The organism is Vibrio sp. 10N.261.51.F12 (assembly GCF_041471725.1).
Lineage (GTDB): Bacteria > Pseudomonadota > Gammaproteobacteria > Enterobacterales > Vibrionaceae > Vibrio.
The window spans coordinates 20,150-40,441 of record NZ_JBFROV010000021.1; the positions used below are offsets into that span (position 1 = coordinate 20,150).

Annotated in this window: 15 protein-coding genes; 5 read left to right on the forward strand and 10 right to left on the reverse strand. The window is 45.6% G+C overall.

What is annotated here, in order from left to right; all coding sequences use genetic code 11:
- Positions 1-244 precede the first annotated feature (244 nt).
- On the reverse strand, positions 245-2,422 hold the full coding sequence (gene malQ / locus AB4405_RS13995) for a 4-alpha-glucanotransferase (protein ID WP_372061403.1): 2,178 nt from the start codon (positions 2,420-2,422) through the stop codon (positions 245-247).
- A gap of 96 nt (positions 2,423-2,518) precedes the next feature.
- Positions 2,519-4,972, reverse strand: coding sequence for a glycogen/starch/alpha-glucan phosphorylase (locus tag AB4405_RS14000; protein ID WP_102468907.1), 2,454 nt, complete (start codon positions 4,970-4,972; stop codon positions 2,519-2,521).
- 562 nt (positions 4,973-5,534) lie between these two features.
- On the opposite strand from AB4405_RS14000, the gene malT reads away from it, so the two are divergent.
- The 4 genes from malT (at position 5,535) to rodA (ending at position 10,814) form a co-directional block, all read left to right on the forward strand.
- A complete protein-coding gene (gene malT, locus AB4405_RS14005; protein WP_372061405.1) occupies positions 5,535-8,243 on the forward strand; it encodes an HTH-type transcriptional regulator MalT in 2,709 nt (902 codons plus the stop codon).
- A gap of 279 nt (positions 8,244-8,522) precedes the next feature.
- The gene (locus AB4405_RS14010) at positions 8,523-8,897 is read left to right on the forward strand and encodes a hypothetical protein (protein WP_372061406.1); all 375 of its coding nucleotides are present in this window, start codon (positions 8,523-8,525) and stop codon (positions 8,895-8,897) included.
- 63 nt (positions 8,898-8,960) lie between these two features.
- Positions 8,961-9,644 (forward strand): DedA family protein, encoded by a 684-nt coding sequence (locus AB4405_RS14015; protein WP_372061407.1) that lies wholly within the window; start codon positions 8,961-8,963, stop codon positions 9,642-9,644.
- 87 nt (positions 9,645-9,731) lie between these two features.
- Positions 9,732-10,814: a rod shape-determining protein RodA gene (gene rodA / locus AB4405_RS14020; protein ID WP_372061471.1), complete on the forward strand. Its 1,083-nt coding sequence runs from the start codon at positions 9,732-9,734 to the stop codon at positions 10,812-10,814.
- A 101-nt stretch (positions 10,815-10,915) separates the two neighbouring features.
- On the opposite strand, the gene AB4405_RS14025 is transcribed toward rodA, so the two are convergent.
- From AB4405_RS14025 to manD, 3 genes are all read right to left on the reverse strand, one after another.
- Entirely contained in the window at positions 10,916-11,572 is a 657-nt protein-coding gene (locus AB4405_RS14025) for a Qnr family pentapeptide repeat protein (protein ID WP_372061409.1), read from the reverse strand.
- 257 nt (positions 11,573-11,829) lie between these two features.
- A complete protein-coding gene (locus AB4405_RS14030) occupies positions 11,830-12,975 on the reverse strand; it encodes a Gfo/Idh/MocA family protein (RefSeq protein WP_372061410.1) in 1,146 nt (381 codons plus the stop codon).
- A 195-nt stretch (positions 12,976-13,170) separates the two neighbouring features.
- Positions 13,171-14,388, reverse strand: coding sequence for a D-mannonate dehydratase ManD (manD, locus tag AB4405_RS14035; RefSeq protein ID WP_102468899.1), 1,218 nt, complete (start codon positions 14,386-14,388; stop codon positions 13,171-13,173).
- A 128-nt stretch (positions 14,389-14,516) separates the two neighbouring features.
- On the opposite strand from manD, the gene AB4405_RS14040 reads away from it, so the two are divergent.
- Positions 14,517-15,524 carry a LacI family DNA-binding transcriptional regulator gene (locus AB4405_RS14040; protein ID WP_372061412.1) on the forward strand — a complete coding sequence of 336 codons (1,008 nt, stop codon included), beginning with the start codon at positions 14,517-14,519 and terminating at the stop codon, positions 15,522-15,524.
- 505 nt (positions 15,525-16,029) lie between these two features.
- On the opposite strand, the gene AB4405_RS14045 is transcribed toward AB4405_RS14040, so the two are convergent.
- The 5 genes from AB4405_RS14045 to phnE (AB4405_RS14065) form a co-directional block, all read right to left on the reverse strand.
- Positions 16,030-16,689: a DsbA family oxidoreductase gene (locus AB4405_RS14045; protein WP_372061414.1), complete on the reverse strand. Its 660-nt coding sequence runs from the start codon at positions 16,687-16,689 to the stop codon at positions 16,030-16,032.
- Between the two features lie 76 nt (positions 16,690-16,765).
- Positions 16,766-17,422: a haloacid dehalogenase type II gene (locus AB4405_RS14050; protein WP_372061415.1), complete on the reverse strand. Its 657-nt coding sequence runs from the start codon at positions 17,420-17,422 to the stop codon at positions 16,766-16,768.
- Between the two features lie 194 nt (positions 17,423-17,616).
- The gene (locus AB4405_RS14055; protein ID WP_372061416.1) at positions 17,617-18,162 is read right to left on the reverse strand and encodes a carboxymuconolactone decarboxylase family protein; all 546 of its coding nucleotides are present in this window, start codon (positions 18,160-18,162) and stop codon (positions 17,617-17,619) included.
- Between the two features lie 312 nt (positions 18,163-18,474).
- Complete coding sequence (gene phnE / locus AB4405_RS14060) at positions 18,475-19,347, reverse strand: phosphonate ABC transporter, permease protein PhnE (RefSeq protein WP_372061418.1); 873 nt, start codon at positions 19,345-19,347, stop codon at positions 18,475-18,477.
- The gene (gene phnE, locus AB4405_RS14065; RefSeq protein ID WP_372061419.1) at positions 19,344-20,219 is read right to left on the reverse strand and encodes a phosphonate ABC transporter, permease protein PhnE; all 876 of its coding nucleotides are present in this window, start codon (positions 20,217-20,219) and stop codon (positions 19,344-19,346) included. Before phnE (AB4405_RS14065) ends, phnE (AB4405_RS14060) begins: the two co-directional genes overlap by 4 nt.
- Positions 20,220-20,292 lie beyond the last annotated feature (73 nt).

Sequence of the window (20,292 nt, forward strand, 5' to 3'; positions counted from 1 at the left end):
TTGTACTTAAATCCAGTTATACAGGAAGTGATTCATTCGATATTTTTGTGTGCAAAATGTTATAACGCATCGGATTTACACTATAAACTGGACCGCAGCGTCAACGGCTCGAGTTCACCTCCAGCACATCTCTTTTTTTGAACACAAAAAAGCACAGCCACCCAGCTCGCTCAGCGCGATATCTGGATAGTACTGTGCTTTTTATTACTCAATTAATGCAAGAATAACCCAAAGGGATTAAACGTTATTCGCCGGCTTTCGAGCGCGCTTTAGACAGGCTCTTAGCAATACGATTGACGCTTTCTTTTGCAAAAACTTCGTCCAAATTCATCGACAGTTTACGACGCCAGTTAGGGTATTCATCGACGGTGCCTGGAATATTGACGGGTTTATCCATCTCTAACCAGTCTTCAAGTTGAACACTGAGCAGCGTTGATGACCCAGCGCCCAAATGCAGCTGCAGTGCCTCACTTAGGTGCGTATCCATAGGGACTAAACTTGCATCTCGACCCACACCTTCTGGTAGGTAACCGTGCCAAGCCACGCTATCTAAGATGCCTTGCTTACATTCTAGGCGGTCATTAAATAATTCTTTCAGCTGTGCTTCATCTGGATATAAACCAATGTCTTGACCCATTTTCAGATCATCACAATGCCAGAAGCCTCGTAGTGTTGGCATATCATGGGTACACAAGGCTGACATCGACTGTTCTGCATAGTGCTTAGGTGAAATAAAGCCACCATCTTCAGCGGTTTCGAAGAAGAACACCTTGTAAGAATGCACACCCGCATCACGCAAGATATCAACAATTTCATCAGGAACCGTACCCAAGTCCTCACCAATAACGCTGCATTGATGACGATGCGATTCTAATGCCAGAATGGCCAGCATATCTTCCACAGGGTAGTAGACATAAGCGCCCTTCGTCGCGTTCTCGCCTTTCGGGATCCACCATAAACGTAACAACCCTAACACATGGTCAATACGCAATGATCCACAATGCTTCATGTTGGCGCGCAACAGTTCAATGTATGGGTCATACGATGTGTCGCGTAACGTTTGAGGATTCAACGGAGGTAGCCCCCAGTTTTGCCCCAGTGGCCCCAAAATATCAGGTGGCGCGCCAATACTGGCATCCATCGCCAGGTTACCGTTGTCTGCCCATGTTTCTGACCCAGAATCCGCAACCCCTACCGCAAGATCACGATAAAGACCAACCGCCATGCCTTTCTCTTCAGCGAGTGCTTGCGCTTCATTTATTTGCGTATCAGCGACCCACTGCAGGTACATGTATAAATGAACTTTGTCCTGATTATCAGCGATGTATTTCTGTGTCGCCGCATTTTCAAAACGGCGATATTTTTCAGGGAATACTGGCCATCCCCACACGCTCGAATCTTCCGCGTGAAGGTCTGCATGGATGGCATCAAATGCCGCCTGATGAACGAGGCTTTCTCCGCCTTGTTCCACAAAATCTAGGAACAGGCTGCCGCGCTCAGACTGCTTGTCTAGATGACGCAATTTGAACTGAGAAAACAGCAGCGGCAGAACACTCATTTTCAAAGCCGCAACTTCTGTGTAATTGACCCAATGAGAATCACGTGCTTTTTGCAAACGAAGTTGGAACTCAGAACTGCCCACTTGTTGTTGAGCATCAGCGCTCAATGCAAATTCAGGCACAGAGCTCACGTCGATATACAGAATATTTAACCAACGACGTGACGATGGGCTGTATGGACTCGCGCCCTCAGGGTTCGCAGGGAACAACGAATGAATTGGGTTCAAACCAACAAAATCACCACCACGTGCGGCAATGTCGCTCACTAACTGCTTTAAGTCTCCGAAATCACCGATACCCCAGTTATGCTGAGTTCGCAACGTATACAATTGAACACTCGGTCCCCAAAGCTTTTTACCTTGATCAATCTGAGGTTGTTTGAAACAGGCTTTCGGTGTACAAATCAACGTCATCTCATAAGGTGTTTTACGACGCTTACGTTCCAAGTACAATTTGTGGTAACCCCAAGGGAGGTCACTTGGCAACGAAAATACTAAAGGGCCACCCTCGGCGCGCTCATCACGAACGATCTGAGATTGAAGATAGCCTTCAAGTACTTCTCCCTGCTCTGTTTCTAGGCGCCAACTAAAGTCACTCTCACGAGCACTCACACCAAGGTTAAGTTCTACTTCGATAGCATCGCCATCTTTCACTACTAGGACTGGCTCTAGAACTTCTTTCTTGTGTTTTCGTTCTGCTGACTTCAGCAGAGTCTCATCATTAGTCGTGTCATAGCCTAAAGACGCAAGCAAACGAAGAATAATATCGTCTTCTACTTTCGCTTCACTGCCCCACGCACTCACGTAGCTGTCGGCTATTCTTGCCATGTCAGCAACTTGCTTTAATGCTGTTTGTTCTTTCATCGCTCTCTCCGAAGGACATCATTACCTTCAAAACGGTAGGGTTATTAATAGATATAAGGAGTAAAAGCCAAGGCTCGAGGCCTTGGCTTAGGTTGCTTAACGAGTTACTGCTTCAAGCTTCCAAATATTGTTGACGTAGTCGCGTATTGAACGGTCTGACGTAAACTTGCCCACCAAGGCAGTATTTAGAATGGCTTTCTTCGCCCAACCCGCTTGATCTTGATACTGCTTGCCCATGTCTTCATGTGCTTGCACATAAGAGGCAAAATCAGCCAAACATAGATAAGGGTCACCACCATCTAGCAAGCTATCGTAGGTTGCACGAAGTAAACCTGGTTTACCTGGCGTAAATTCTTCGCCTAGCAGTAAATCCAAAGATGCTTTTAGTAGCGGGTCCGCGTTGTAGTAGTCGTAAGGGTTGTAGCCCTGAGCTTTCACTTCTTGAACGCCATCAACATCTAGGCCAAAGATGTAGATATTTTCGTCACCTACTTCTTCACGAATCTCAACGTTTGCACCGTCCATCGTACCGATAGTCAACGCGCCGTTAAGCGCCATTTTCATGTTACCCGTACCTGATGCTTCTTTACCTGCTAGCGAGATTTGCTGAGATACGTCCGCCGCAGGGATGATGATCTCAGCCATGCTCACGCGGTAATCAGGAATGAAGACCACTTTCAGCTTATTGCCGATGCGAGGGTCGTTGTTGATCTTCTCTGCAATCTTGTTCACCGCGAAGATGATCTCTTTCGCTAGGTGGTAGCCCGGCGCCGCTTTTGCTGCAAAGAAACAAACACGTGGCTCACACTCAAAACCAGGTTCGTTAAGAATACGGTGGTAGAGAGAGAGAATGTGTAGCAAGTCTAGGTGCTGACGCTTGTATTCGTGTAGACGTTTAATTTGAACGTCAAAGATCGCGTTAGTATCCAGCTCGATTCCCATGTTCTCTTGAACCCAATCAGCAAGACGCTGTTTGTTTTCTTTCTTAACGGCCATGAACTCTTTTTGGAATTTTGCATCGGTTGCAAACTGAGCAATACCTTCTAGCTGCTCTAGTTTCGCCGGCCACTCTGCACCGATCTTGTCAGTAATGAGTTTCGATAGACCTGGGTTACAGAACTTCAACCAACGACGTGGCGTGATGCCGTTTGTGACGTTAGTCAGTTTACCTGGGAAGATTTCGTTGAACTCTGGGAACAAGTCTTTCTTAACCAGCTGAGAGTGAAGTGCTGCTACACCGTTCACTTTGTAAGAACCAATCACACATAGGTTTGCCATGCGAACCATACGGTGGAAACCTTCTTGAATGATAGAAAGCTTCGCTTGCTTCTCACCATCACCCGGCCACATCTTGCGAACTTCTTGCATGAAGCGGTGGTTAATTTCAAAGATGATTTCCATGTGACGAGGAAGCAGACGGCTGATAAGAGATTCAGACCATGTCTCCAATGCTTCTGGAAGTAGTGTGTGGTTCGTGTATGCGAATGTGTGAGCACTGATTTCCCACGCTTGGTCCCAAGTTAGACCTTTCTCGTCAATTAGGATGCGCATTAATTCAGGAATGGCGATCGTTGGGTGCGTATCGTTAAGCTGAATCGTTTCCTGCTTAGGAAGATCCGCTAGTGCAAAACCAGCCGCTTCATGACGACGTAGAATATCGCGAACCGACGCCGCTGAGTGGAAGTACTGCTGCATTAGACGCAGAGTCTTACCTTTTTCGTGGTTATCATTCGGGTATAGAACCTTCGTGATGTTACCAGCATCGATTAGCGAGTGCTGTGCTTCAAAGTAATCGCCGTTGTTGAAGCTTGCTAGTGAGAAAGGTGCAATGGCCTGACATTCCCAAAGGCGCAGCGGGTAAACGGTGCTTGACTCGTAACCGACAATAGGTAGATCCCACGGCATTGCTTTTACTTCCATGCCTGGAACCCAAGTGCGTACTTCTTTACCGTCAACGTATTCAACATCTACACGACCGTAAAAACCAATCTGTTGTGCCAGTTCTGGACGAGCCACTTCCCACGGATAACCTTCAACACCGCGCCATGCGTCAGGTGCTTCTTTTTGACGACCATCTTGGAAAGATTGTTTAAAGAGACCGTATTCGTAGTGAAGACCGTAGCCTACTGTTGGGTATTCTTGAGCGGCACAAGAATCCATGAAACAAGCCGCAAGACGACCAAGGCCACCGTTACCCAATGAAGGATCACGTTCTTCTTCAAGCAGATCCGTTAGGTTGTGACCTAATTCTTTCATAGCTTGAGTGATTTGTTCATACAGGCCCATGCTGATCAAGTTGTTACCTGTCAGGCGGCCAATTAGGAATTCAAGAGATAGGTAGTTAACGCTTTTCGCGTTCTTGATGCGGTCGTCCGCTTCCGTTGCAAGTAAGTCAAAAGTGGTAAGCTCTGCCAGCGCGCGCCCCATTGCCAAATACCATTGGCGCTCGGTCGCGGTTTCTACTGTCGTAGCATAAGTCGCAGAAAGATGCTTTTTAACACTGTCTTGGAAAGAAGCTTTGTTGAATTTTTTCTGTTGCGCAGGTTTCATTAAGAAATCTCACTTTAAGTTTTATCCATCTGTCACATATCGTGCATGGTGACGTCTCCATAAACATCCTCCTACTTCCGACTCCTTGGAGGATGAGTGACGAGGGCGTAGAGGGCGTACTCCCCTTCAGAGAGTGATCAATATCCCATTTCAATTGGGCTTTGGCTTTTATCCGGTGATAACGATCACGCCAGCGTCACAATCACTGTAATCGCTAACTAAGACTGTACGGTTAAATAGGTGCATATCGAATTCGAAATTTGAGTCTGAGATCACAATTGAATTAAAAAATTCACCTAATCGGACGGTTTTTTTGTATACATGACGCCCAAGCAGTACGACCAGCACACAACTATTCGTGATAATGATCACAAATTCGTGGCGTAGTTGGCGTGTTGTTTGTTTTTAAAGCAAAATCTAGCCGTTGATCAAACACTGTAGAGCTAGACCTCGCCTAACATCAAAAAGGCAACTTTAAAGTCGTAGAATTCGTGTCTTTTTCCTCATCGAGGCCGCTCAGTATTAGCGAAGACACTAACTATAAAAATGATAGGAAATATCTATGTGGATTCCTTCAAAATTAACTCGCCCAGGACGCTTGCATAACGCTATCGTCCGTCCACGAGTTTTGGACCTACTTTCACAGGCCCCTTTTTACAAGCTTGTACTTTTTCGCTCCCCTGCTGGATATGGTAAAACCACCATGGCCGCACAATGGTTGTCTGACAAACCTCACGTCGGCTGGTACAGCGTCGATGAAAGTGATAACGACTCATTTCGCTTCGTCAACTATCTCTTACAGGCGATTAATAAAGCGACGCACAATAGCTGTCCTAATGCTCAGAAACTCGCAGAACGCCGTCAATTCTCCTCTCTTCATTCTCTACTCGGAGAAGTATTCTCAGAACTGACGAGCTACCACCACGAATGCTACGTCGTACTCGATGATTACCACCTCATCACCGATGAAGACATCCATGAAGCCATGCGTTTTTTCCTTAAGCACATGCCCGATAACATTACATTGGTCGTGACAAGTCGTGGTAATCCGCCACTAGGGACTGCAAACCTGCGTGTACGCGATTTAATGATTGAAATCGGCAATGAATTACTCGCGTTTGATACCGAGGAAACCACGCGTTTCTTTAATCTGCGTCTCGCGGATGATATCGATGATGAGACCGCTGACTCTTTGCGAACTTACGTCGAAGGCTGGCCTTCTGCTTTACAGCTGTTTGCCCTACAAGCTCAACATCAAAAGCGAACGTTAGCACAATCCGTCGAAACCATATCTCAGTTTAATCACGCTCACCTTTGGGACTACTTGATCGAAGAAGTGTTTGATTTACTAGATAAAGATACGCGTAATTTCTTAATGCAATGTTCCGTTTTAGATCACTTCAATGACGATCTGGTCACGGCATTAACCAAACGAAATGACGCGCTCAGCATGATTGAATCTTTAAATCGTTTTGGTCTATTTATCTATCCGCTTGAAGGCGAAAACCATTGGTTTCGCTTCCATAACTTGTTTGCTGAGTTCTTGTCGCATGAACGTAAAGCCAGAATTCCGCAGCAAGAATTGGATCTTCACCTCGCCGCGGCAAAAGCTTGGTTAGAACAAAGCGTTCCCCATCAAGCGCTCAGGCATGCAAGATTAGCCGCAAATAGCGAACTCACTGTGACCATCCTCAACGAGTTTGGTTGGAAAATGTTTAACCAAGGAGAGCTTGCTACGCTGGAGGAGGCCATTCAAATCCTAACGGATGATCAACTCTACAGTCATCCGAGGTTGTGTATGCTGCAAGCATGGTTAGCACAAAGCCAGCATCGCTATAACGAAGTCGGTGAGCTGATTGCTAAATCCGATAGCGAGATGGCATTACGCAAGGTAGAGCGTTCTCAAAAAGAAGATGGGGAATTCAACGCGCTGCGTGCTCAGGTTGCCATTAATCAAAACTCACCAGAAAAAGCACTTGAGCTGGCTGAACTGGCGTTAGGTGAACTGGATCATTCGGTCTATCGCAGTCGTATTGTCGCTACCTCGGTCGTTGGTGAAGTCAACCACGTCACGGGCCAACTCAGTCGCGCACTGCCAATGATGCAGCAAACCGAAAAGCTAGCGCGTCAGTATCATGTTTACCACCAAGCGCTATGGGCACAGCTTCAGCAAAGTGAAATTTTAATTGCTCAAGGCTATGTTCAAGCGGCTTATGAGGTGCAAGAAAGTGCGTTTAGACTGATCGAAGAACAACAACTGCACCAAGTCCCAATGCACGAGTTCTTGCTTCGTGTCCGAGCGCAAATCTTATGGTGTTGGAATCGCTTAGATGAAGCGGAAGAGTGTGCTTACAAAGGGCTAGATATCCTAGGTAAGCATGAGCCAAGTAAGCATTTACACAGCTACTCAATGATAGCTCGCATTGCCATTGGTCGTGGTGAATTAGACAAGGCTTCAAAGACCATTGAGCAGATTCAACACCTGATGAAACAGTCAACCTACCACGTAGACTGGACAGCCAACGCATCGCTTTCTTTGCTACTGTATTGGCAAGCAAGAGGCGACCAAGACTCGATTGAACAATGGCTTGAGACGGCGATCAGACCCGACAGCGCATGCAACCATTTCTTACAACTGCAATGGCGTAATATTGCTCGCGCTCAGATTTGCTTAAAGCAATTTGATGAAGCAAAAACAACGCTACAGTTTTTGGCGAAAGAAGCGGCGACCTATAACCTAGTCACTGACACGAATCGAAATCTCATTGTAGAAGCGATCTTATGGGTGCAACTTGGCGACGACGAAAGTGCCAAAGTACGCTTAAAAGAAGCACTCGTACTGACGAACCAAACTGGCATGATTGGTAACTTTTTGGTGGATGGTGCAACTATTGGTCATTTGCTTGAAAAACTCGCCTCACGCTCTGAGCTTGGCGACCTTGAACGTCATCGCGCCCAACTTCTGATGAAAGACATCAACACGACGCAACGCAGTCGTTCGGTGCATTTCAACGAGGAGTTTGTCGAGAAGCTCGTCAATCACCCCAATATACCGGAGTTAGTACGTACTAGCCCGCTAACCCAACGTGAATGGCAGGTTCTTGGGTTAATCTACTCAGGATTCAGCAATGAACAGATTGCTCAAGAGTTGGATGTCGCCGGCACCACAATTAAGACGCATATCCGGAATTTGTACCAAAAACTCAATATTGCCAATCGCAAAGAAGCGATCAGTACCGCAGAAAATCTGCTGCAACTGATGGGGTATTAACACACCCCGCACATGCCTCGGGTGGTTCACTCGCTATTAAGCGGGATAGCCAATACAGCCCAAGCACGAGATTCGCTTTTTCATAAAAATACGCCCAGCGGCTTACACCGTTTGGGCGTTTTTATTTATTCATATTTTACCTTTTTCGTACACCGTCTTCGCGGTGTAACCGGTTGCATTACAAAAGAAAGTCATGATTTATCGCTCGATGAGAAATGCGATTGCTTTTCTTGGCGGTTAGACGTACATATGAGCAGATTTCATCATTGAGCGCTTAACGTGCAACAACAGCTTGAGCCACTCTTCTTCATCATAACCCTCATCACGGTATTGCTGTTTAGCCATATCGTCGATGTCATTGGTTCGGAGCAAACAGCGTCCCATACCGTGGCAATAAGCCAACAAGGGACGCCGGATTTCACAATCGATACGTTGATATTACGTCACTCTAATTCTCGGGTTTTATCACAAAACGCTCAACCACCAGCCAAAGCTCGGCCTTCATGGTCATCGTTCATATTGACGCTTTCAGCGCTTCACGACCATGATCGTTTCACTCATTACGCCCCCTCTCGCTCCTTGACACTCAAAAACAACCGAATCGCTGGTTGGCAAGACGGCAACCTGCTATTTCGCTTTATTCACTCTCGCTGAACGCTTTCCATTCCCCACTAAGAATCCCCACCGTAATATTTACCGTTGGTATATGGAACCGCTATGTTTGAAACGATACAAGACGTCGTGATTGCCCTTTGGCATCAGGATTTTAATACGCTGCTGGCGCCAGAAAGCGCGATATTTATCTATATTTTGGTCACTTTTCTAATTGCCTTAGAAAGCAGCTTTTTACCCGCGGAGCCACTCCCCTGTGATAGCGTCGTTGTTCTCGTGGGCACCTTATCCGCTGTCGGAGTCCTCCACCCTTTTCTTGCCTTTCCGCTACTAATCATTGCCGCTGCAACAGGCAGCTGGTTAGCGTATTTACAAGGAAAGTGGCTTAATCGACTTCCTTGGGTTCGAGGTAGGCTCGCAAAAGTCCCCGAACGCAACATGCATACCGTTGACGCTCTACTTGGTCGCCATGGCTTAGTTGCATTGTTCAGTGCTCGCTTCATTCCGTGCGTGCGCTCTGTTGTCCCCATGATGATGGGGATGCGAACTCATGAAACGTCACGCTTTCATTACTTTTCTTGGCTTAGCGCTACCTTGTGGATTGCCCTGCTCGCGGGTTTCGGTTATTTACTGCCTTCGTTGCCAGAACCCATCAGCCGTTTCACAACCATGGGGCTAATGGCTGCACCTCTCATTACGCTAAGTGTCGCCGTTCTCAGTGTTATTACATGGCGAGTTCGTAAGGCCATCAGTGCAATAAAACGCGTCAAAAAAGAACCTATTTCATGAATGGTCACTTCATGACATGTCTACTTGGTCATTAACAACGTCTCTGTACAAGGAGGAGATTTGACGATCTCTTTATCAAAGTATTCCATGCCAAAATACCTCGCCCCACAGCTCGACAAGCCTATTTTGCTATCGATACTGTTACTTATGCTATTCAGCTCAATAACCATATGGAGTGCCAGTGGGTTTAGTGAATCAGTGATTAAAAATCATCTGATGCGCTGCGTCATCTCTGTGTTTTGTCTCGTTGTGATGTCAGCAATACCTGCGAAATTTTATCGTCGCGGTTCGCCCTACCTATACGTGCTGGCGGTGACGCTACTCATTGCCGTGATCTTAGTCGGCGATAGTACCAATGGCTCACAGCGATGGCTTGAAATTGGGGCATTTCGCTTCCAGCCATCAGAATTGATTAAGCTCGCAATTCCTATGATGATCGCTTGGTTAGTCCAAAAAGATGGCGAGCGTCCGACTATCACTAGAATACTTTACGCACTCGTACTAACGGCAATCCCTGCCGGGCTTATCTTCATTCAGCCTGATTTAGATGGCGCCATTTTCGGCGTTATTTATATGTTGTTCGTGTTGTACTTTGCGGGAATGAGTTGGACGATCATCGGTGGATTTGTTGGCCTCATAACCCTGCTAGTTCCGATGCTGTGGTTTTTTGTTATCGAGGCTTACCAAAAAAAACGTATCTTGCAGTTTCTTAATCCAGAGAGTGATCCGTTAGGTTCGGGCTATCAAATTATTCAATCCCATATTGCGATTGGATCGGGTGGCATGACAGGAAAAGGATGGGCCAATGCCACACAAAGTGCACTGGGGTTCATTCCCGAAAGTCACACCGATTTTATTTTCTCGTCTTATGCCGAAGAATGGGGATTTGCTGGATGCGTGGCCCTTTTGTCTCTGTATCTGTTTATCACGCTACGCACGTTGTGGCTGTCATGTGCGAGCCACCATATCTACAGTCGGCTAGTATGTGGTTCATTCGCATTAAGTTTTTTTCTCTATGCTTTTATCAATACTGGCATGGTGAGTGGACTGTTACCTGTCATGGGCAGCCCGCTTCCATTCTTTAGTTATGGGGGTACCGCGATGATTACTCAGGGAATTTGCTTTGGCATCATCATGTCGTTGTGCCGATCACCCTCGAGATATGCATAAGTCAGTAGATTAACTTGGCTCAAGTCCGCTTATGCTTATGCTTATGCTTATGCTTATGGCCATTATCTATTAACGAAATAGATAATAGCCACGCTACTCTCTTAATCTGGGAGGACAACCAGCCCTAGCGGCTCAAGCAACTGCTCTTGCTGCCATGAACAAATCTTAACCCCGCTGAGATCCACTCTTCTAGGATCGAGCCCCTCCAAATCAACATGGCACAGGTTCGCGTCTTGGAAACGAAATTGAGACCACGAATCCGCAGAAAACACACCACGGCTGAGATCAGAGCCTTTGAAAGATGCACCTTGAAGGTTTGCCCCTATCCATCGGTTCTCAAACAGGTCACATTTCTCAATGACCGCACGCTCAAGATTGGTGTACGACAGATTACAGTCCGTGATATATGCTGAGCAGAAATACATCTTGTGGCTGACTTGGTTTGCAAATCGAGCGCGTGAAAAATTGGCTCCCTTCAGGTCACACTCTCTCAACTCAATCCCGAAACAATCAGCCCCCTCAAAGTTGCACATTGCCATTTGACACTGTTTAAAGCTGGCATCTTTCAAGTTGGCATAATCAAAGTGACAACCTGCGAGATCGCTGGTTTCAACAAACTTACAGTTGAGAAAAGCACTGTCTCTTAGATCTGAGCGCGAAAAGTCGCAGCGCAAAAATTGGCAATGTTCGAAGTGATGATCGGACAAATCTTGATTAGAAAAATCATGGTGATCAAATATTTTGTTCTTAAAAATCATGTGAATGCTCCTGGCTATGACAGAAGACTACCACCCACCCTCATGACTTACTATTATTTTAACATCAATAAAATCAGTACATTAGGAGTTCGCCAAATCGCCATTTTAAGGCACTAAAGACGCCTGTTAAGGCGTCTTATTTTTATTGAGCGCACGCGGTTAAGAAAAAAATAGTTTGAACCAGTAGCGGCGCACTCAAGGTGCTTTCTTTGTTCAACACAAAAGCGCGGCTCTGGCTAAAAAACATCTTTCTCTGACTAGCCTTGAGTGCCGAACAACTGTTGAACGTCAACCCAACGGTCATTTTTCCTAATTAAATCAATGATCAATTGGTACTGACACCCATCTTTAAAGGTTTGATAAGGTGCCACTGAAACGCCACTAATATCTTTTACAAATTCGCTCGCTAAATGAGTCCAGCTTCGTTGGGTCTCACATTCGATATCCGGCAATTGTGCTCGAATGTCAGCCGGCAACGCCATTTCCTGCCACTGCCCATCTTGCCACAAGTATAACGGCCCATCGCCGTAGTGACCCTTAATATAGATGGACCCTTTTGTGCCATGAAACACAATGTGATCCTCATTAAAACGAGGCGTTAGACCACCATGCTTGAACAAGACTGAAACCGGTAGCGCCGCAGGTGTGCGACTTTCGATCTGCGCCAATACGGTATAAGACCATTCCACATCACAATCTCGCCACTCCAACGCTGGGTCGTTAATATCTTTAGGGATAAAGTTACGACGCTCTGTGAAATTATGGACACCTTCGACAACGGGGGCTTTTGGCATATCGTTGCGCACTTCTCCGCTGATGGCTAAGATATTATCGCCCACCACGGACGTAACAATAGACAATAAATGCGTAAAGTTATTGTTTAAACGCCCCCCACCCGCTTCAGTGCGGTGAGACCATCCAAATGGAATATGACGGTCAAGATTGAAATGAGAAATGCACTCAACCTCGGTCGGCTCACCAATGGCACCTGCCGCCACCAACTGCTTTGCATGTATGATTTCAGGAATGTATCGAAAGCTTGATGCAAAAGCGGTTTTTACGCCTTTCTCTTCCGCCAGACGATACAATTCAAGCGCCGTTTCACCACTTTCGGTTAAAGGTTTATCACAGAACACATGGCAACCGAATTGAATCGCTTCTTTGATGGCATCAACATGCGCCCCACCGGGCGTCGCGATTGATACAATATCGGGCTTACACAACTCGAGTGCTAAAGCCCAGTTTGTCCCTGAGTATGGGATCGCCATTTCCTCTGCGACACTTGTCACGATATGCTCAGTACGGCCTACGATACCGACAACTTCAGCACCGGCATCACGAAATGCCTTGGCATGGCCTTGACCCGCAAATCCCGTACCAAAAACTAACACTGTTTTCTTCATTACTTACCCTTAATTCAATGCTTACAACAAATACTCTTTCATCGAAAGAAAATGACCACCCTCGATGTGAGCAAAATAGTGATGAAGAAGGTCAACTTGCTCTCACGTACACTTTATTGAAGTGCTGCATTCGTTCGCTTTAACGACCTGCAACGTGAATGACCCGTTCCATGCTATTTTAACAATTGCTAGATCCTACCAATGCCACAACGTGCCATCTTCCAAACGGCTAACGGGTAAATACGAGCGCTTGTATGGGTATTGCTGTGCCGCAGTTTCATCAAACTCCACCCCTAAACCTGGAGCATCGCTCACTAGAATCATACCGTTTTCAAGTTTCATATCGTGGCTAAAAATGGACTGACATTCTTCGTTGCCAAAACCAACAAATTCTTGAATACCAAAGTTATGCGTCGAAATATTTAAATGCATATGAGCTGCGAAACAAATCGGTGATAAGTCTGGCGCGCCATGAGGGGCGGTACGGACATTGTAAACCGCAGCAAAGTCTGAGATTTTTTTCATTCCGGTGATTCCACCAGCATGCGTAGCAGCAGTGCGAATATAATCAATCCATTGATTTTGAATCAGGTCTTTACAGTCCCAGATCGTATTGTACGTTTCACCCAGTGCGAGAGGCGTGGTGGTATGGTGGCGAATTAACTTATAGTTCTCTTGGTTCTCTGCAATGGAAGCATCTTCCAAAAACAAAAGATTATAAGGTTCCAACATTTTGCCTAATTTGGCTGACTCAATCGGTGTTAAGCGACTGTGTGTATCGTGAAGAAACTCAGCTTGATCACCAAATCGCTCTTGTGCTTGTGCAAATAGCTCAGGAACCAATTTAAAGTATTTACTCGTTGACCATTCTTGCTCTGGTGGCAGTGGGCGATTGCCTTGCAACTCAAAGTAGTCTTTCTTATCACCAAGAACACCATACGTTTCAGATAAACCAGGAATAGCAGCCTGAAGACGCACAGCTTTAAAACCTTGCTCAATACATTGCTCTGCTTTATCAAGCGTATCTTCTATGGACTCACCGTTTGCATGAGCATAAAGTTTTACCCCTTCCCGGCATTTCCCGCCAAGAAGTTGATACACAGGAAGACCGGCCACCTTGCCTTTTATATCCCAAAGCGCCATATCAATGGCCGCGATGGCCGCCATTGTAATTGGACCACGTCGCCAGTACACACCCATGTATAAATATTGCCAGATGTCTTCAATTGAATGAGCATCTCGCCCAATCAAACAAGGCTTAACATGCTCTTCCAAGTACGTAGCCACAGCCATCTCACGGCCATTGACTGTCGCATCACCTAGCCCATAAACGCCTTCATCAGTCATCACTTTTACCGTGACAAAGTTACGGCCAGGACTGGTAACAAATACCTTCACATCTTCAATTTTCATTTCAATCTCTCTAATCTACAAAACAAGTAAATCGATTTAGTAAATCGGTTTACTTGCTATCATCTAGATCCATCGATAGAATGTCAACGTTCTGATTTTGAGCCAGTTAACAGTTTTAAGAAGCCAGTATGAAGAAAGTGCGAATTATCGATGTTGCCACACATGCAAGCGTGTCCAAAAGTACCGTTTCTCAGTATTTAAATGGTCGTTTTGGGCATATGTCTGCCGGGACAAAACAGAAGATCAAGTCCTCGATCGAAGAATTAAATTATGTACCGAACCCGATCGCGCGTAGCTTAAAAGTAGAAAAAACGAAGACCATTGGTGTGGTCGTTCGTGATATTGCCGGTTACAACACCAGCCGAGTATTGCGAGGGATTGACGATTTCTGTAAGAGCAACGGCTATAACGTGCTCATTTATAATAGTGATTTTGATGGGGAGGCTGAAAAACGAGCGTTGCTCTCTCTAAAGCAGATGTGTGTCGATGCCATTATCATCACCTCATCAGGTTTAAATTCTGAGTTGATCAATCAATTTATAGGCGGTGGCATGCCCGTGGTTCAATTTCAGCTAGAGCACCCTGATTGTCAGAGTCATATCGTACTATCGGATTACCGAGAAGCCGCATTCAACGCCACGGAACACCTACTACTCTTGGGACACAAGCGTATCTGTTTTATGACCCAAGAGTTTGAAAGTAGTTTGTCACGTAACGCCCGCTTTCAAGGCTACAGTAACGCATTGGCAAAACACGGCATTGAACCAGATAACGAGCTCATACAGTTTTGGGATAGAGAAACTGGCTTCAGGCACTCCCCAGTATCGTTAATTCAGGGGCCCGATGCCCCTAGCGCTATCTTCACTCAACATTTGGCCATCACAGCAGACTTACTACAATCTTTAAATAGTGCGGGGATCCACATACCACAACAGGTCTCGATCATTGGCTTTGATGAGATTCCAATGGTGGAATTATTCAAGGTGCCCATCACCGTCATTAAACAAGATGCTTATCTCATTGGAAAAGAAACGGCCAAGCTTGCCGTTGAGTCTAGCGAAGGAAAACATAAAGAATTTCAAAGGACTGTCGTCGCATGCAGCATAGTAGAACGTGATTCATGCCGTGCAGTTTAACTTTTAACTTTTAACTTTTAACTTTTAACTAAAAATAGCACGTTGAAAGATGGGGACAAATTGAACGTAAAAGTTGAGCTGGCACTCAAATAATAACATCTGTATTTGCAAGGTTATTACCATGGTCTATTTCTTAAGGGAAATACACAAACCAAGGGCTAATGATGGAAAAATGCAGAAACGGTTGCGCGCATTTTAATAGGGAAACACAGGGATGCGATCTGATTTCTGGTATGCCACCAGAGGTGATTGAAGATTTGATGGACAGCGATGCAGAGACACTTTTTCGTTTTCTTTTTCAAAATGAGTGCCACGGCGATTTTCAAAGCATGCTAAAAAAAGGGACAACCAAAACACCGAGCTTATAGCATCACTCTCGAAAGGAATAATGATATGAATCTGCTTTTTCAAATCGGACTGCAAAAATAAAGGTTGGCGCTTACCAACCTTTTTTATTCACATTCATAACGAGAGCCTGTTTGTCATGAATGTCCCGCGGTAAACATTACACAATACCATCGACTTCTGAGACCAATTCCAGCAACACTTGCTTATACGTATCTTGTGGGTGCGCCCCCGTCAACGCACTGGTGCGATTAAAGACGACTGTTGGCACACTTGACACGCCCATCTGATGCCATTGCGATTCTTGTTGACGAATCTTGTCCTTTAGGTGGCGTTCAGAAAGTTGCTGTTCGACTTCCAGCTTGGGCAATCCAACGGCCACGGCTTCCTCTATTAGCACCCTAGGGTCCGAGACATCTTTCTGTTCAGTAAAGAAGGCGCTGAATAAACGAAGCTTGAGTTCGGTTTTCTTGCCTACGGTGTGCGCGTACTCCAATAGGACATGAGCATCGAGTGTATTAACGATTTTCATGCCATCAAAGTAACGGAATTCGAAGCCATACTTTGCACCCGCTTGAGAGATTTGTTCACGAGCTCGGTCACTTTCTTCTTTGCTTGACCCATATTTTCTCGCAACATGTTCCCGCAACTCCTCACCTTCTGGGGGCATGTCTGGGTTTAACTCAAAGGGTTGCCATTCAATTTCAATACGGTTTTGTAGCCCCAGTTCGTCAATGGCTGCTTGTAGATGCAGGTACCCAACAATGCACCACGGGCAAACCACATCAGAAATAATATCTAGCTTAATTTTGTCAGTCATTGTTCACTTTCTCTCTAAATTCTTACCGATAGTCGGAAGTCTATGGCTACCGACTACGTATCATTTATCGTGTTCATCAATCCAAATCATGCAAGGTTGCAATGACTCGAGTTGGTTCAACTCCCCAAGGGTCAAGAATCGCCAGCGAGTTTCGCTTTACCCAAACGGCCTTTAATCCTGAAGATATTGCGCCAATCACATCAAACGAGTTACTTGAAACAAGCCAGGTTTGCTCAGGGGCGGTGCTGGTCTTATCGAGCAAATATTGATAGACCGACGGATCTGGTTTATAACTTTCAATCGCCTCGCAGCTGACCACATCATCAAAACAATCCATAATCTCGGCGTGTTGTAATAGGGATTCTACCGCACTGCGTTCGCCATTTGAGAAGGCAACCATCTTATAGCCACGCTGTTTTAGGGCTTCAAGTGCAGGTCGAACCTCAGGAAACGCTGGCAGCCTACGATAGCTTTCTAATAGTTGTACTCGCTGATCCAAACTTAACGTCACTTGATGAAACTCACACGCATAATCCAGTGCTTCACGAGTACAGACGGTAAAGGGTTGATATTGTTTCATTAAGCCAATTCTAAAAGAATACTCTAGCTGTTTATTACGCCAGGTTTGGCTGAACACCGATGCGTTATCACCGATCCATTCTTGCAACAGCGTCGTCACGCTGTGTGTATCAATCAACGTCCCATAAACATCAAAGGCTAACGTTTTTGTCATCGTAATACTCCTTAATCATGGTTTTAATCTACGAGGAATGATTAGACAGGGTTGAATAGCGATCCAATATCGCATATTACAAGGGCAGGCCTTGAAACCAGCATACCCACCAAAGGTGGGTATGCTGGTTTCCGTTATTCATAATCAAGCGCTACCTATCATTCATACTCATTATAGATAGTGCAGATTCAAGGTTATTTCCAAGCAAACTGCTCGAACATGGGATCAACTGGGGTTTGTGCGACATGATTGACGTAATTACTGATCACTTTTTGAGATAATCCAAGAATCACTTCAAGAACTTGTTGCTGACCGTAACCCGCAGCGTAAAAGGCTTCGAGTTGTGACGGTGATACATTACCTCGCTCACGAACCATACTGAGAGTAAAATCATGCAAGGCTTGAAGCTTCTCTGTTGGCATGGCTTCGCGGTTTCGTAGTGCCTCAGTCAAGACAGGATCAACCTTCATCGCATGCGCTATACCCGTATGTGCCGGTACGCAATAGTGGCACTCATGCTCTACGTTGATCGTTTGCCAAACGACAGTAAGTTCTTCGGCATCAAAAGACGTGTCGGTAAATGCTTGGTGCAGTTGTTTGTATGCTTTTAAGGTGCTTGGTGATTCCGCCATCACCCCATATAAACCAGGAATTCTTCCCATCTGCTTTTTCGCATCGACCAGAATCGCTTTGCTTTCTTCTGGTGCTGTTTCTTCTGTATGTCGTTTGAATTCGCTCATCTCAATATCCTTTCATACGGATTAATAATGTCATCGGGAGTGACAGTTTTCCTGTCGATGTAGAGACTATAATTAAATTTGAACGAACGTTCAAGTGATTTGTGAACGGCCGTTCAAGTTAATGTGTGACCCTTACGTTAACCCGCAACCATGCCATCCAAAATGGCTCCAGCCCGCTGGCGGGTAGCGATACGCGGACAAAAAGTCATTGGTAATAAAAAAGAGCAAGCCACCGATAAAGGGGACTTGCTCTGAATGAAGGATAAAAATGAAATTAAAGGTTAGTGAGCTTTGGGGTCAAGTCATTTTCGATCAAACAATTTTAGGATCAAACAATGGGACATTCTCACCAATAATGTATTTATGACGAAGCACACTAGACACCTTATCCATGACCATGACAATGACCACTAGCACCAAAGTAATAAACGTCACCACATCCCAGTTCCACAGGCGCATATTTTCTGCGTACACCAAACCAATCCCCCCGGCTCCTACAAAACCTAAAACAGCCGCCGAGCGCGTATTCGATTCCAATTGATACAGACTTAATGCCAAAAACGTCGGGAACGATTGAGTAAAAATGGCAAAGCGATGCTTTTGGATCTGATTGGCACCCAATGATGTTAGGCCTCGGGTTGGTTTTCGATCAGCCGCCTCATGACTTTCGGCAAATAGCTTCCCGAATAAGCCTAAATCTTGAACGAATACGGCCATGACACCAGCAAGTGGACCTAACCCTACCGCACGGACAAAGATCATTCCCCAGATGGCCATGTCGACCCCACGTAACACATCAAAGATTCGCCTCATCATGATAGCAATCACTCCGAATGGTCCAGTCATCACGTTACGTGCCGCCAGAAAAGAAAGAGGAAGTGCGACAACGGACGCCGTCAACGTACCACCAAATACAATCGCTAACGTAATACCAATCTGTGAGAAGTAATAAGCAAATGGCCAGTTCCAAAAATCTCGCCAAACAAACATATGCATAAAATAACTGCTGATCTTGCTATTGCCCATAATGAGCTGTTGCTCACTAATGCCAAAAAATGAAAAAAACGTAAGATAATAGGCCAAGACGGCGATGGCACTAAAAACGACCAAACGCAAATACCGCTTCTGGGTCGAGAATATTTCTTGGTGCTCCTGCTTTATTTGCTGCAATGCTTGCGTGCTCATTTCATGTCTCCACTGATCACTCGCTTTCTAAGCGATCCAGATAGCATATCAATTATCGCCACCACGAGGATGATGAGTAATAGCGTCATACTCACTTGATCATGACGCCCTAAACTAATATTGGTCATCAATTCTTGCCCAATACCGCCCGCTCCAACTAGACCCAAGATAGTCGATGAGCGGAAGTTAATCTCAAATCGAAGGAAAATATAAGACAAAACAATTGGCTTAACTTGCGGCCAAAGTGCAAATCTAACACGTTGCAATGGGCTCGCCCCGACGGCAGTAAGACCTCTCGTTGGCTTGTTAGATACCGTTTCAATCGACTCATAGAATAGCTTCGTGAGACTGCCGACGGTATGCAGCGCCAAGGCAACAAAACCCGGAAAAGTTCCAACCCCATAAGCCATGACAAACATCACCGCCCAGGCCAATTCAGGCATCGTCCTTAGAAAAGCTACCGACGCTCGTACCGCCATACGAACAGGTGCAGGGGCATAGCCGTTATTCGCGGCTAAAAAGGCTAAGATAATGGCAATACAAGAAGAAACTAAAGTAGCGGCAATGGCGACATTGATGGTCTCCCAAAGCAAGGGCAATTGAATCGGTAGTCGATACCCCCAGTAAATAAGCGATCCCGGCACAGCATGGCCCGAGTCATCACGGCTCGCGAAGAGGACATCCCAAGAAAGATTCGGAATCGTATCCAAGATGTAATCGAAGAAAGCGGGCGCATTAATGACGATCTGGCGAAGACTAAATTCAGCAAAGTGCCCAGAAATGAGGTACAGAACCATAAACATGGCAGACCACATGAAAGCGTCCATCTTTTGTTTACGTCGAACCTGTTGATAGTATTGTTCAAACGGCATGATGTTAAACCAAAAAGTGAGATAGCGAGTTCAAAACCCATTCGGTCCTGCCCTCGCCATAGATAGACAAGCA

Coding starts and splice junctions, on each gene's coding strand:
- AB4405_RS14055 (WP_372061416.1), bottom strand. CDS start 18,162: ATGAGCGAATTCAAACGACATACAGAAGAAACAGCACCAGAAGAAAGC.
- rodA (WP_372061471.1), top strand. CDS start 9,732: ATGCCAAAATACCTCGCCCCACAGCTCGACAAGCCTATTTTGCTATCG.
- AB4405_RS14030 (WP_372061410.1), bottom strand. CDS start 12,975: ATGAAGAAAACAGTGTTAGTTTTTGGTACGGGATTTGCGGGTCAAGGC.
- malQ (WP_372061403.1), bottom strand. CDS start 2,422: ATGAAAGAACAAACAGCATTAAAGCAAGTTGCTGACATGGCAAGAATA.
- phnE (WP_372061418.1), bottom strand. CDS start 19,347: ATGAGCACGCAAGCATTGCAGCAAATAAAGCAGGAGCACCAAGAAATA.
- AB4405_RS14015 (WP_372061407.1), top strand. CDS start 8,961: ATGTTTGAAACGATACAAGACGTCGTGATTGCCCTTTGGCATCAGGAT.
- phnE (WP_372061419.1), bottom strand. CDS start 20,219: ATGCCGTTTGAACAATACTATCAACAGGTTCGACGTAAACAAAAGATG.
- AB4405_RS14040 (WP_372061412.1), top strand. CDS start 14,517: ATGAAGAAAGTGCGAATTATCGATGTTGCCACACATGCAAGCGTGTCC.
- manD (WP_102468899.1), bottom strand. CDS start 14,388: ATGAAAATTGAAGATGTGAAGGTATTTGTTACCAGTCCTGGCCGTAAC.
- AB4405_RS14025 (WP_372061409.1), bottom strand. CDS start 11,572: ATGATTTTTAAGAACAAAATATTTGATCACCATGATTTTTCTAATCAA.
- malT (WP_372061405.1), top strand. CDS start 5,535: ATGTGGATTCCTTCAAAATTAACTCGCCCAGGACGCTTGCATAACGCT.
- AB4405_RS14000 (WP_102468907.1), bottom strand. CDS start 4,972: ATGAAACCTGCGCAACAGAAAAAATTCAACAAAGCTTCTTTCCAAGAC.
- AB4405_RS14045 (WP_372061414.1), bottom strand. CDS start 16,689: ATGACTGACAAAATTAAGCTAGATATTATTTCTGATGTGGTTTGCCCG.
- AB4405_RS14050 (WP_372061415.1), bottom strand. CDS start 17,422: ATGACAAAAACGTTAGCCTTTGATGTTTATGGGACGTTGATTGATACA.